The sequence below is a fragment of the Streptomyces koelreuteriae genome (assembly GCF_018604545.1).
Lineage (GTDB): Bacteria > Actinomycetota > Actinomycetes > Streptomycetales > Streptomycetaceae > Streptomyces > Streptomyces koelreuteriae.
The window spans coordinates 707,127-719,921 of sequence record NZ_CP075896.1 but is presented as its reverse complement, the minus strand read 5'-3'; the positions used below and the strand labels follow the sequence as shown (position 1 = coordinate 719,921).

Genomic DNA, 12,795 nt, shown 5'->3' with positions numbered 1-12,795 from the left:
AGAGTGAAGCAAACAATAGGGACGAATCGCTGGAAATGAAGCAGGAGGACTGGGTGCGGACACACACCGGGGCCTTCGCCATGGCCTGTGTGCTCTCGACGGCGCTCCTCCTCTCGGGCTGCGGCACCGACAGCGAAGGCGACGGTGACGGCGCGGACGCCGGCGCGGAGCTCTTCCTCCAGCCGGCCGCGGCCCGGGGCCCCGACCCCTTCACGGACTCCACGGCCCTCACGACGGCTACCCCGTCCCCCGCCCCTCGAACGCCGGGGGCGTCCGGCCCGGCCGGCGCGGCCCGGGTCCCGGTCGGCCCGCGCTCGCTCTCCGGCGGGACACCCGGCCTGTACGGCGGCATCGAGCGGACCGGCAGTTGCGACATCGCGCGGCAGATCGGCCACCTCACCCGCGACCGGGCCAGGATGCACGCCTTCGCCGGGGTCGCGGGCGTCTCCCCGGCCTCCGTCCCCGACCACGTGCGCCGGCTGACCCCGGTGGTGCTGCGCGCCGACACCCGCATCACCAACCACGGCTTCCGGGCCGGACGGGCGGGCGGCTACCAGTCCGTCCTCCAGGCGGGCACCGCCGTCCTGGTCGACGACCGGGGCGTGCCGCGCGTCCGCTGCGCCTGCGGCAACCCGCTCCGTCCGCCGGTGGCGACGCCGGGCACGCCGCGCGGCCGGGGCACCCCCTGGCCCGGCTACCGGCCCGGCCGGGTGATCGTCGTGACCCCGTCCCCGCAGGTGATCACCGACTTCACGATCATCGACGTCGCCTCCCGCACCTGGATCGTGCGGCCCACCGGCCACGACGTACGCCACGACCGGGCCCTGCCGCCACCGCTGTGGGCGCAGCGGTCCGCGACGTCCCCCACACCTTCGCCCCTGTCCCCGGGCGTGGGCAGCGCGGCTCCCCGGGACGAGAGCAGCCCGGCAGCCGTGGATTCACCGCCGGGCGACGCGTTCGTACCACCGCCGGACGCGACCGGCCCACTCCCCGACGCGACCGGCCCACCCCCAGATGAGATCGGCCTATCCCCAGAAGAGATCGGCCCGGCTCCGGAAGCCCCCGCCGGCCCCGACACCGTGCCGGACAGCCCCGACCTGCCCGACGGAGCCGGTCTGATCCCCGATGGCGACTGAGAACCGGTCCGGCCGGGAGGCCCGTACGCCCGGCACATCGGTCGAAGAATCGGATGATTCCTGGCAAGGTGGGCCCATGGCTGATCGGGGAGGGAGCGCCCTGTCACTCCCGGACGACTGGCCCGCCCACCCGGATCCGATCCTCGCGCTCAACCGGATGGGCAGTTTCGACTGGGATCTGGACACCGGCCTGATGCAGATGGACGCCCAGGCCCACGAGGTCTTCGACGTGCGCCTCGACGAGTACGACGGCCACCCCGAGACGCTCGCCAAGCGGGTCCCGCCCGGCGAGGCACGGCGCCTGGACACCGCGGTCTCCCAGGCCCTGAAGGACGGCAGCGAGAACTACGGCGCCTACTTCCGCATGCGCCGCCGCGACGGCACCCTGCGCTGGACCCACACCCAGGGCTACATCCGGCGCGACGACACGGGGCGGCCCCGCCGCATCATCGGCATCGTCCGGGACGCCACCCAGGAACTCGGCGAGAGCGAGGCCCGCCTCGACCAGGCCGCCCGCGACGAGGCCCGCCGGGAGCAGACCAGCGTCGTCGAACTCACCACGGCCGCCCTCGCCCACGCCCGCACCGTCCAGGACGTCATCGACGTCCTGAAGGACACCCACGGCCTCACCCACCTGGGCGCCACCAGCCTGGTCATGGGCCTGGTCGAGGCCGGGCGCATCCGCCTGGTCGCCGAGGGGCCCTCGGACAGCTTCGTGCCCGGCACCCGCGTCACCCGCATCGACGAGCCCTACCCGATGAGCGAGGCCGTACGGACCCTCGGCCCCCGCTTCATCGAGTCGCCGGAGGAGTTCGCCGAGCGCTACCCGATCCTGTGGCCGCACATCACCGACCTGAACATCACCTCGGCCGCCTATCTGCCGCTCATCGTCCAGGCCCGGCCCATCGGCGCGATGGGCCTGCTCTACAGCGACCGGCGCGGCTTCACCCCCGAGGAGCGCAACATCCTCGTCGCCCTCGGCAGCAGCATCGCGCAGAGCCTGCAGCGGGCCATGTTCTACGAGCAGGAGATGGACCTCGCCCAGGGCCTCCAGCAGGCCATGCTGCCCCGCACCATCCCGAGCGTGCCCGGGGCCGACGTCGCCGTCCGCTACCGCGCCGCCACCATCGGCGGCTCCGTCGGCCGGGACATCGGCGGCGACTGGTACGACCTCATCCCGCTGCCCGGCGGCCGGGTCGGCGCCGTCATCGGAGACGTCCAGGGCCATGACACGCACGCGGCCGCCGTCATGGGCCAGCTGCGCATCGTGCTGCGCGCCTACGCCGCCGAGGGGCACACCCCGGCCACCGTGATGGCCCGGGCCTCCGTCTTCCTGCACGAACTGGACACCGACCGCTCCGCGACCTGCCTCTACGCCGAGGCCGACCTGTCGACCGGCGTGCTCCAGATGGTCCGGGCCGGCCACATCGACCCGCTCGTGCGCCGACCCGACGGCTCCTGCCGCCGCGTCACCGTCCAGGGCGGACTGCCGCTCGGCCTGTCCGCCGAGTTCGGCCGCCTCGACTACCCGGTGGCCACCGTGGAACTCGACCCCGGCGACACCCTGCTGCTGTGCACCGACGGCCTCGTGGAGCAGCCCGGCGCCGACCTCGACGACGGCATGCGCACCCTCACCGCGCTCGTCGCCACCGGCCCCGACGACGTACGCGACCTCGCCGACCGGCTCATCGACGTGGCCGCCGAGCGCTGCGGCGACGACGACGTGGCGCTGCTCCTGCTGCGCCGGCGCGGCCCCGACGGCCCGCAGTCCGGCCGCCGGCTCCAGCGGCACGTGGCCCCCGGCGACCCGGCGGCCCTGACCGAGGCCCGGCACATGATCCGCACCGCCGTCGGCGGCTGGGGAGCCCGGGACCGCGCCGACGAGATCGAACTCGTCGCCGACGAGCTGATCACCAACGCCCTGATGCACACCGAGGGCTCCGCGATCGTCACCCTGCGGGCCCTCACCGGCTCCGGCCGCCGGCTGCGCGTCGAGGTCGAGGACTCCTCCAGCGCCCTGCCGCGCCGCCGCGAGGCCGGCGAGTCGGGCGTCTCCGGACGGGGCCTGCTGCTGGTCGACCTGCTCACCGACGCGTGGGGCGTGGAGGCACGCGGCGGCGGCAAGGCCGTGTGGTGCGAGTTCCAGATGCCCGACCAGGACTGACCCCGCATGGCACTCTGGACTCATGCCGGAACTCCCCGAGGTCGAGGCGCTCAAGGACTTCCTGGCCGAGCACCTCGTCGGCCATGAGATCGTCCGGGTGCTGCCCGTGGCGATCAGCGTCCTGAAGACGTACGACCCGCCCCTGTCCGCGCTGGAGGGGCACGAGGTCGTCGCCGTGCGCCGGTACGGCAAGTTCCTCGACCTCGCGACCGAGGGCGGCCCGCACTTCGTGACGCACCTGGCCCGCGCGGGCTGGCTGCACTGGAAGGATCGCCTGCCCGACGGCCCGCCCCGCCCCGGCAAGGGGCCCCTCGCGCTGCGCGTGGCCCTGGAGACCGGCTCCGGCTTCGACCTGACCGAGGCCGGCACCCAGAAGCGGCTCGCCGTGTACGTCGTGGGGGACCCGCAGGAGGTCCCGGGCGTCGCCCGACTCGGCCCGGACCCCCTCGCCGACGACTTCGACGAGGAACGCTTCGCGGAACTCCTGGCCGGTGAACGGCGGCAGCTCAAGGGCGCCTTGCGCGACCAGAGCCTCATCGCGGGCGTGGGCAACGCCTACAGCGACGAGATCCTGCATGCGGCGCGGATGTCGCCGTTCAAGCTGGCCGCGTCCCTGAGCGCGGAGGAGACCCGCCGGCTGTACGAGGCCCTGCGCGACACGCTCACCGAGGCCGTAGAACGCTCCCGGGGCGTGGCGGCCGGGCGGCTGAAGGCCGAGAAGAAGAGCGGCCTGCGCGTCCACGGCCGCACCGGCGAGCCCTGCCCGGTGTGCGGCGACACCGTCCGGGAGGTGTCCTTCAGCGACTCCTCGCTGCAGTACTGCCCGACCTGCCAGACGGGCGGCAAACCGCTGGCGGACCGCAGGATGTCCCGGCTGCTGAAGTGACCCGCCGTCACCGGGACGGGGGCGACCACTCGAACATGAGGATGGTCGCGTCGTCCCGCAGCCGGCTGCCGGACGAGTCGAGGATGGAGTGGATGAGCCGCCGCAGCGTCTCGGGCGCCAGCTCGCCCGAGGCCGTCGCCCGGATGATGTAGTCGGCGAACTGCTCCAGACCGAACTCCGCGCCGTCGACGGCCCTCGCCTCGGTGACCCCGTCGCTGTACATCAGCACCCGGTCCCCGGGCTGCAGAGCGATCTCGTGGGTGCGCCGCTTCACCCCGGCCAGCCGGGACGGCAGCCCCATCGGCGGTTCCGGCTCGCGCCGCATCGCGTCGACGTCCGGCCGTCTGTCACGGATGAGCAGCGGGGTCGGATGCCCGCAGTTGCACCAGCGCAGCACCCCGGTGGCCAGATCCAGCTGGGCCAGGACCCCCGTGCAGAACTGGTCGGGCAGCCACTGCGCCAGCGCGTCGTCCACGCTCTGCACCAGGTCGGGCAGGTCCGCCCCGATCCGCCGGGCATTGCGGCACGCGGCCAGGGACACGGCCGTGGTGAGCCCGGAGGCCAGGTTGTGTCCCATCGCGTCGAGGACCGTGGCGTGCAGGGCCGTCTCGGTGAGGGAGTGGTCGAAGGCGTCGCCGCCGAGCTCGTAGGCCGGCTCCAGCACGGCCGTGGACACGACGTGCGCGGTGCCGATCGTGCGGGGCGGCAGAAAGGCCCGCAGCATCTCGGCGGGCAGCCGCATCGGTTTGGTGCGCGTCCGCCGGACGAAGGAGTCCTGGTATGCCCGGGCGGACGTGATCATCATGGCGAGGAGCGTGGCGAGGGCCTTGCCCCGGCGCAGCACGGCCGGGGTCAGCGAGGCCGAGTGCACGGCGAGGACACCGACACGTTCCGCGCCGTCCACGAGGGGGATCCAGGCCGTCATGCCACCCGACTCGGACTCCTCCACGCGCAGGGACTGGGTGCGGTAGGTCCAGCCGGCGAGCGAGTCGTCGACGGGCAGGGGCGAGGCCACGTCGGTGAGCGGTACGAGCCGGCGCTGCTGGATGTCGACGAGGTACACCGCGGAGTGCTGGAGCCCCAGGGCCTCGGAGCAGAGGGCCGCGGCGGTGGTCAGGTCCAGCGCCCTGTTCCCGGGGTCGGCGAGGTACTCCTCCAGGCGGCCGTCGCCGTCCTCTGACGCCGCCACCTCGTCTCCCCTCGTCGTCGGCCGCGGACACCCGGCTGCCTCCCGGGTGCGCCAACCAGCAGTCTCACACCGGGCCACGCGGGGTGCCCGGCGACAGGGGCGGACGGACGACGGCCGCTAACGCGGCTGAAGCTTCACCAGGACCTCCCCGGACGCCGCGCGGACCTCGTAGCGGGCGGTCTCGTCCGGGTGCTTGGAGGAGCTGGCCATCATCGTGTTGGGGTGGGTGTCGTGGCCGGGGCCGTGCCAGCTCGTCGCGGTCTCCTCGGTGCCGTCCCGGCCCACGATGACCAGGTGGCAGGAGCGGGGACCGGCCGCGTCCTTGACCTTGAGCTCGACCTGGCTGCCCGAGGCCTTGTCCTCGACCGTGACCTGGGCCCAGACGCCCGAGCGCGCGTCGGTCGCCGCGACCGTCACGGGCCCCGCCTCCTCGCCGCCGCCCTCGGCCATCATCGCGACGGCCGGTACGGACACCGCGAACACCACCGAGGCGGCCAGCGCGAACAGCAGGCGTCTGCGTCCGGCCCGGCGCTTCGTCGCCACCTCGGCCAGCAGCCGGTCCAGCATGCGCGGCCCGGGCTGCGCCATCGGGTGCACGAACCGCGGTGTCGCCCGCCGGTACAGCATCAACTGCCGTGTCGTCACACCGAATTCCGTCACCTCTGCAGCGCACCGAGGGCACTCCATGAGGTGGTCCTCGAAGCGGAAGGCCTCCGCCTCGTCGAGCACGCCGAGCGCGTAGGCGCCGACGTCGCGATGCCGTTCCAGGGACCTCATGCCGAATCCTCGTGCCGTTGGGTGCGGGTGGGGTTACTCCTTGCTCCCACCGGTACGGACCAGGCAGCGGAATCACTCAAGCCGGTGACACAATCGCAACCTATGGATTCGGAGCCCTCCGCGCGGCGGATTGGTCCGAGGCACGGAAATCTAAAAAAGATGGATCGCGAGGTGTCCCAGCGGCAGTCCGAGCTGCCACGCGGGCGTCCAGACCTTCGGCCCCTCGTCCTCCCCGACCACCGGAGCCCCGCCCGGCACCGCGTTCAGATCGGGCGCGAGCAGCTCCGTCTCCTGCAGCCAGCGCCAGGCCTCGTCCGCCAGGTCCAGGTCCGGCGCGGGCCGCCCCGCCTCCGCGGCCGCGCAGGCCAGCTCGGCCAGTCGCTCGCGCACCCACTCCTGCCACGGCTGGTCGTACGCGGTCAGTGACAGCCACGTCTCCAGCTGGGTGACGACCCGGATGCCGGACAGCTCCCCGTCGGTGTCGGAGAGGAAGACGGTCAGCGCCAGGGCGTCCCGCCCCGCCCGGAACTCGAAGGACGTCGGCGGCATCAGATCGCCGGTCCGCAGCAGCTCGTCGGCGATGTACTCGGCGTACAACCACGCCATGGGAACGGTCAGTTCACCGTCGGAACCGTCCGTGCTCTCTTCACCTCTGTGCAGCATCCCTTCCTGCCTTCCTCCGGTACGTGCGCGCAGCCCGACACCGGGCCCCGGGGGGCGCTGTCGGCCCTCTTCCGGAACACGGATGAGAACAGCCGATTACTCAACCGGGGTGTTCAGCAAGGCGCTTTACGGAGGCTTGACCCGAGCGTCGGTTTCAGCGCAGGTCGGCGGCGTATCCGGGAAGCACCCGGCGCAGGGCGCGCAGCGCGTAGTACGCGCGGGACTTCACGGTACCGGGCGGGATCCCGAGGGTCGCCGCGGCTTCCGCCACACTCGCCCCCTGGAAGTACACGAGCACCAGGACTTCACGGTGCTCCGGAGTGAGTGTCTTCACAGCCTGGCGGACGTCGAGCATCGCCGCGGCCCGCTCGGCGTGGTCGGAGCTGACCCGCGCGTTCTCCAGCACCGCGTCGCCGACCTCGGCCGGACGCGCCTGCCGGGCCCGCCGGGCGTCGATCGCGAGCCGCCGCCCGACGGTCATCAGCCAGGGCCGTACGGACTCGAAGTCGTCGGCGCGCAGGGCCTCGGGGTGCTGCCAGGCGCGTACGAGCGTCTCCTGCACCAGGTCCTCCGCGCGCTGCCGGTCGCCGTCGCAGAGCCGGAGCAGGAGCGCGAAGAGGGGCCGGCCGTGCTCCCGCTGCAGTGCGGCGAGCTCGTGCTCGGCGGTCGTCCCGTTCGTGAGAGTGGATCCGGCCGTCATGGCCGTATGCCACAGCAGGGGGCGGCCGGGGGACAGGGCACGTACCCGCCCGTGCGACGGACGGTCGATCGCGTCGACGAACGGTTCGACGAACGGTCACCTCGCCCGGACCGGTGCGTTCCGGACGGGCTAATGAGCGTGTCGGAGCCGCGTGGGACGCCCAGAGCCTTCTTTCCTGATGGTGCGTAAATACGACCACAACGCCCACAGTGGGGTGAATGGCATGATCGCACGCAGTCGACAGGTGGCCCTGGCCCTGACGGTCGTCCTCGCCGCGGGTGCGGCCTGCCAGGCCCGCGGCAGCCACGAACCGCGCGGCCCGGGACGCCCGGCACCGTCCGCCGCGCCCCGCGGCTTCACCCTGGTCGCCTCCGGTGACGTCCTCCCGCACAGCTCGATCATCGACCGGGCCCGCTTCGACGCCGGAGGCACCGGCTACGACTTTAGGCCGATGCTCTCGGGGATCCGCTCCGTCGTCTCCCGCGCGGACGTGGCCCTGTGCCACATGGAGACCGTCTACGGCGAGAACGGCGCCTACACCGGCTACCCCACCTTCAAGTCCCCGCCGGAGGTGGCCGAGGCCCTCGCCGCCACCGGCTACGACGGCTGCTCCACCGCCTCCAACCACACCCTGGACGACGGCGCCGACGGCATCCGGCGCACCCTCGACGCCCTCGACCGCGCGGGCGTACGGCACGCCGGCTCGGCACGCGCCGAGGAGGAGGCGGGCACGGTCACGGTTCTCCAGGCGGGCTCCGCGAAGATCGCCCACCTCGCCTACACCTACGACACCAACGGCATCCCGCTCCCGGCCGGACAGCCCTGGGCCGTCAACCTCATCGACGAGGGCACGATCCTTGCGGACGCCAGGGCCGCACGCCGGGCGGGCGCCGACGTGGTCGTCGTCTCCCTGCACTGGGGCACCGAGTGGCAGGACGCGCCCGACGACCGGCAGCTCACCCTGTCCCGGAACCTCACGGCCGCGCGCAGCGGGGGACGCCCCGACATCGACCTGATCCTCGGCACCCACGCGCACGTCCCGCAGGCCTACGAGAAGGTCAACGGCACCTGGGTGATCTACGGCATGGGCGACCAGATCGCCGGCGAGATGACCAACCACCGGGGCGCCAAGGACCCGCGCGGCAACCAGTCCACCCTCGGCCGCTTCACCTTCGCCCCGCCCGCACGCCCGGGCGGCCGTTGGGAAGTGACGAAGGCCGAGTTCGTCCCCCAGCTCTTCGACGTCGACGCCGGCCGCGTCGTGAACCTCAACCGGTCGATCGCCCAGGGCGCCGACGGCCAGGCCGTCCGCGACCGGATCCGGAAGATCGTGCTGGGCAGGGGCGCGGCCGGAGACGGACTGGTGATGGGGGAGTAGACCGCGAGCACCGCGCTCCTGGCCGGCAGGCCCCTACGGCACCACCGTCACCGGCCACCGCCCGGCCTTCACCAGCCGTACCGCGACCGAGCCGACGATCCGGTGGCCGGCCTGCTCGGAGGCGCCCACGACCACGGCGTCCGCCTTGAGTTCGTCGGCCGCCTGGACCAGGCCGTTGTACGGGTCGCCGGGGAACGTGTGGAACTCCCAGCGGACCTCGAAGATCCCCTTCAGGCGCTCGGCCGCCTCCCGGATCTGCGCGACAAGGTCCTCGGCTATCTCGTCGGTCGTCTCCGCCACCGGCGCCCCGAGCGCCGCCCCCGCCGCCAGCACCGGCTGCACGTACACCACGGCGAGCAGCGCGTGCTGCCGCCGGGCCAGGCCGGAGGCGTAGGCCGCGGCCCGCAGGGAGGAGTCGGAGCCGTCCACTCCGACGAGGATCACCTTCGGCCCGTCCGTGCCCCGCTCGAACTGATGGGCGTGCTGTTCCGTCACGCCGCGAGGCTATCGGAGCCCTCCGCCCCACCCGCCGGCCGGGAGCGCTCGACGGGCGAGAAGGGGCGGGTGTTCCTAGAGTCGAAAGCATGAGTGCCATCGCGGACACCGGGACGGCCGAGAAGGACACGGGGGGCCCGATACGGCCGCCCCGCGGCCGGGCCCACGGCCTCCTGGGCCGGGTACCCGAGGGCTTCGCGGTCTTCTTCGGCGTTCTCGGCGTGCTCTGCGCCCTGCTCGCGCTCATCCCGCCGCTGCGCACCGGACTGCGCCCGCTCGTCTCCTTCCTGGACCTGTTGCTCGTCCCCGTCAGCGCCAACCTCGCCTACGCGGTCTTCCTGTTCCTGCTCGCCGCCGCCACCGGCGCCCGCAAGAAGATCGCCTGGTGGCTGGTGGTCGTCTACCTGGGCCTGCTGGTCCTGTCCGACATCGTCGGCATGGCCGTCGGCCAGTTCGCCGAGTCCGTCCCGTCCTTCGTGGTGTGCGGCCTCGCCCTGGCCCTGCTGATCGTCGCCCGCGGGGAGTTCTACGCCGCCTCGCGCCGCGCCGCCGTGCGCCGCGCCCTCGCCGTCCTGGTGGCCGGGCTGGTCGTGGCGATCCTGGCCGGCTGGGCCCTGGTCGCCGCCTTCCCCGGCACCCTGCCCGGCAACCAGCGCCTCGCCTGGGCCGCGAACCGGGTCCTGGGCGGCCTGGTGCCCGCGGGCAGCTTCGACGGCCGCCCGCCGCACGCCCTGTACTTCCTGCTCGGCCTGTTCGGCGCGCTCGCCCTGCTGAACGCCGCCGCCACCCTCTTCCGCTCCCAGCGCCTCGAAGCCGCCCTGCACGACGACGAGGAGGCCCGCATCCGCGCCCTCCTCGGCCGCTACGGCGACCAGGACTCCCTCGGCTACTTCGCCACCCGCCGCGACAAGGCCGTCGTCTTCTCACCCAGCGGCACGGCCGCCGTCACCTACCGTGTCGAGGCCGGGGTGTGCCTGGCCAGCGGCGACCCGGTCGGCGACCGGGAGGCCTGGCCGCACGCGATCGCCGTCTGGCAGGACGTGGCCCGCCGCTACGCCTGGATACCGGCCGTGATGGGAGCCTCCGAAGAGGGCGCCCGGGCCTTCGTGCGCGCCGGACTCGGCGCGTTGCAGCTCGGCGACGAGGCGATCCTGCACGTCCTCGACTTCGACCTCGACGGCCGCGACATGCGCGTCACCCGCCAGGCCGTCAACCGCGTCCGCCGCACCGGCGCCGGTTGCCGCGTCCGCCGCCACTCCACCCTGAGCGAGGAGGAGATGCGCCAGCTCGTCGAACGGGCCGACGCCTGGCGCGACACCGAGACCGAACGGGGCTTCTCCATGGCCCTGGACCGGCTCGGCGACCCGGCCGACGGCGACTGTCTCCTCGTCGAGGCCCACGACAAGGACGGCCGGCTCCTCGCGATCCAGTCCTTCGTGCCCTGGGGCAAGGACGGCGTCTCCCTGGACCTGATGCGCCGTGACCGCGCCGCCCCCAACGGCGTCATGGAGTTCATGGTCGCCGAACTGTGCCACGCCGCCCCCAAACTGGGCGTGCGCAAGGTCTCGCTGAACTTCGCCGTGTTCCGCTCCGTGTTCGAGGAGGGCGCCCGCATCGGCGCCGGACCGGTCCTGCGCCTCTGGCGCCGCCTGCTGCTGTTCTTCTCCAAGTGGTGGCAACTGGAGGCCCTGTACCGGTCCAACGCCAAGTACCGCCCCGAGTGGTACCCCCGCTTCCTCTGCTACGCGGAGGCCGCCTCCCTCGCCAAGGTCGGTCTCGCCTCCGGCATCGCCGAGGGCTTCGTCTCCGTACCGTCGATGCGCAAGTTGTGGGGAAGAGGGCACCCGAAGGGCGGACAGCGGCCCGTGACCACGGAGGGGCTGCCGTCCTTGGCGGAGCTCGGCCTCGCCGGAGGGGACGGGACCGAGCCCGCCGACCCTCTCTCCGGCCTGTCCGACCAGGTCCGGGTCCGGCACGGCAAGCTCGACCGGCTGCGCGCCGCCGGCACCGACCCCTACCCGGTGGGCATCCCGGCCCGCACCCACACCCTCGCCGAGGTCGCGAACGGCGAACAGGTCACCGTCGCCGGTCGCGTCATGCTGGTCCGCGACTTCGGCGGCATCGTCTTCGTCGTCCTGCGCGACTGGTCGGGCGACCACCAGCTCGCCCTCACCCGCGACCGCTCCGGCGACGCCCTCGACCGCTTCACCGCCGACACCGACATCGGCGACCACATCACCGCCACCGGCCGGGCGGGCGTCAGCGACCGGGGCGAGCCCACCGTGTTCGTCACCGACTGGCAGCTCACCGGCAAGTGCCTGCGCCCCCTGCCCGACAAACGCCGGGGCCTCGCCGACCCCGAGGCCAAGGTCCGCCGCCGCTACCTCGACCTCGTCGCGAGCCCCGACGCCCGCGAGGTGATCCGCGCCCGCTCCACCGCCGTCCAGGCCCTGCGCCAGGGCCTGCTGGACCGCGGCTACCTCGAGGTCGAGACGCCGATGCTCCAGCAGATCCACGGCGGCGCCAACGCCCGCCCCTTCACCACCCACATCAACGCCTACGACCTCGACCTCTATCTGCGCATCGCCCCCGAGCTGTACCTGAAGCGGCTGTGCGTCGGCGGCATGGAGAAGGTCTTCGAACTGGGCCGCACCTTCCGCAACGAGGGCGTCTCCTACAAGCACAACCCCGAGTTCACGATGCTGGAGGCCTACCAGGCCTTCGCCGACTACGACGTGATGCTCGACCTCGTCCGCGAACTCGTCCAGGGCGCCGCGACCGCCGCCTTCGGCACCCCCGTCGCCCACAAGGACGGCACGGAGTACGACATCTCCGGGCAGTGGCCCGTCAAGACCGTCCACGGCGCCATCAGCGAGGCCCTCGGCGAGGAGATCCACCCCGGCAGCGACCTGCCCGAGCTGCTCCGGCTGTGCGACCGCGTCGGCGTGCCGTACACCGCCGACGACGGACCCGGCGACGTCGTCCTGGAGATGTACGAGCGGCTCGTCGAGGAGAAGACCCGGCTGCCCACCTTCTACAAGGACTTCCCGACCGACGTCTCCCCGCTCACCCGGCAGCACCGCACCGACCCGCGCCTCGCCGAACGCTGGGACCTCGTCGCCTTCGGCACCGAACTGGGCACCGCCTACTCGGAGCTGACCGACCCCGTAGAGCAGCGCCGCCGCCTCACCGCCCAGTCCCTGCTCGCCGCCGGCGGCGACCCCGAGGCGATGGAACTCGACGAGGACTTCCTCGACGCCCTCGAATACGCCATGCCCCCCACCGGCGGCCTCGGCATCGGCGTCGACCGGCTGGTCATGTTCCTCACCGGACTGACGATCCGGGAGACCCTGCCCTTCCCCCTGGTGCGCCGCCGCTGACCCGTCTGCGTGCGCCGACCGGGTGAA

Annotated in this window: 10 protein-coding genes; 5 read left to right on the top strand and 5 right to left on the bottom strand. The window is 73.1% G+C overall.

Features of this window, described 5'->3' with window-relative positions; translation table 11 throughout:
* Positions 1-53 precede the first annotated feature (53 nt).
* From KJK29_RS03280 to KJK29_RS03270, 3 genes are all read left to right on the top strand, one after another.
* Entirely contained in the window at positions 54-1,136 is a 1,083-nt protein-coding gene (locus KJK29_RS03280) for a DUF6777 domain-containing protein (RefSeq protein ID WP_215117082.1), read from the top strand.
* A gap of 76 nt (positions 1,137-1,212) precedes the next feature.
* Positions 1,213-3,300, top strand: coding sequence for a SpoIIE family protein phosphatase (locus KJK29_RS03275; protein WP_215117081.1), 2,088 nt, complete (start codon positions 1,213-1,215; stop codon positions 3,298-3,300).
* Between the two features lie 22 nt (positions 3,301-3,322).
* Positions 3,323-4,186, top strand: coding sequence for an Fpg/Nei family DNA glycosylase (locus KJK29_RS03270; protein WP_215117080.1), 864 nt, complete (start codon positions 3,323-3,325; stop codon positions 4,184-4,186).
* 7 nt (positions 4,187-4,193) lie between these two features.
* Here KJK29_RS03270 and KJK29_RS03265 read toward each other — a convergent pair whose 3' ends face one another.
* The 4 genes from KJK29_RS03265 to KJK29_RS03250 all read right to left on the bottom strand — a co-directional run bounded on the left by KJK29_RS03265 (position 4,194) and on the right by KJK29_RS03250 (position 7,515).
* A complete protein-coding gene (locus KJK29_RS03265) occupies positions 4,194-5,375 on the bottom strand; it encodes a PP2C family protein-serine/threonine phosphatase (RefSeq protein ID WP_215117079.1) in 1,182 nt (393 codons plus the stop codon).
* A gap of 117 nt (positions 5,376-5,492) precedes the next feature.
* Positions 5,493-6,152, bottom strand: coding sequence for a zf-HC2 domain-containing protein (locus KJK29_RS03260; protein WP_215117078.1), 660 nt, complete (start codon positions 6,150-6,152; stop codon positions 5,493-5,495).
* Positions 6,153-6,302: 150 nt separating this feature from the next.
* Positions 6,303-6,815 (bottom strand): hypothetical protein, encoded by a 513-nt coding sequence (locus tag KJK29_RS03255; protein WP_215117077.1) that lies wholly within the window; start codon positions 6,813-6,815, stop codon positions 6,303-6,305.
* Between the two features lie 154 nt (positions 6,816-6,969).
* Positions 6,970-7,515 carry a sigma-70 family RNA polymerase sigma factor gene (locus KJK29_RS03250; RefSeq protein ID WP_215117076.1) on the bottom strand — a complete coding sequence of 182 codons (546 nt, stop codon included), beginning with the start codon at positions 7,513-7,515 and terminating at the stop codon, positions 6,970-6,972.
* 223 nt (positions 7,516-7,738) lie between these two features.
* Here KJK29_RS03250 and KJK29_RS03245 point away from each other — a divergent pair, with 223 nt between their 5' ends.
* Positions 7,739-8,893 (top strand): CapA family protein, encoded by a 1,155-nt coding sequence (locus KJK29_RS03245; protein WP_215117075.1) that lies wholly within the window; start codon positions 7,739-7,741, stop codon positions 8,891-8,893.
* 33 nt (positions 8,894-8,926) lie between these two features.
* On the opposite strand, the gene KJK29_RS03240 is transcribed toward KJK29_RS03245, so the two are convergent.
* Positions 8,927-9,388, bottom strand: a complete 462-nt coding sequence (locus KJK29_RS03240; RefSeq protein ID WP_215117074.1) for a universal stress protein — start codon at positions 9,386-9,388, stop codon at positions 8,927-8,929.
* A gap of 89 nt (positions 9,389-9,477) precedes the next feature.
* On the opposite strand from KJK29_RS03240, the gene lysX reads away from it, so the two are divergent.
* Positions 9,478-12,768, top strand: a complete 3,291-nt coding sequence (gene lysX, locus KJK29_RS03235) for a bifunctional lysylphosphatidylglycerol synthetase/lysine--tRNA ligase LysX (protein WP_215117073.1) — start codon at positions 9,478-9,480, stop codon at positions 12,766-12,768.
* Positions 12,769-12,795 lie beyond the last annotated feature (27 nt).

Excerpts from the sequence above, each read along its gene's own strand:
- KJK29_RS03260 (WP_215117078.1), bottom strand. The coding sequence starts at position 6,152 with ATGAGGTCCCTGGAACGGCATCGCGACGTCGGCGCCTACGCGCTCGGC.
- KJK29_RS03275 (WP_215117081.1), top strand. The coding sequence starts at position 1,213 with ATGGCTGATCGGGGAGGGAGCGCCCTGTCACTCCCGGACGACTGGCCC.
- KJK29_RS03245 (WP_215117075.1), top strand. The coding sequence starts at position 7,739 with ATGATCGCACGCAGTCGACAGGTGGCCCTGGCCCTGACGGTCGTCCTC.
- KJK29_RS03270 (WP_215117080.1), top strand. The coding sequence starts at position 3,323 with ATGCCGGAACTCCCCGAGGTCGAGGCGCTCAAGGACTTCCTGGCCGAG.
- lysX (WP_215117073.1), top strand. The coding sequence starts at position 9,478 with ATGAGTGCCATCGCGGACACCGGGACGGCCGAGAAGGACACGGGGGGC.
- KJK29_RS03255 (WP_215117077.1), bottom strand. The coding sequence starts at position 6,815 with ATGCTGCACAGAGGTGAAGAGAGCACGGACGGTTCCGACGGTGAACTG.
- KJK29_RS03250 (WP_215117076.1), bottom strand. The coding sequence starts at position 7,515 with ATGACGGCCGGATCCACTCTCACGAACGGGACGACCGCCGAGCACGAG.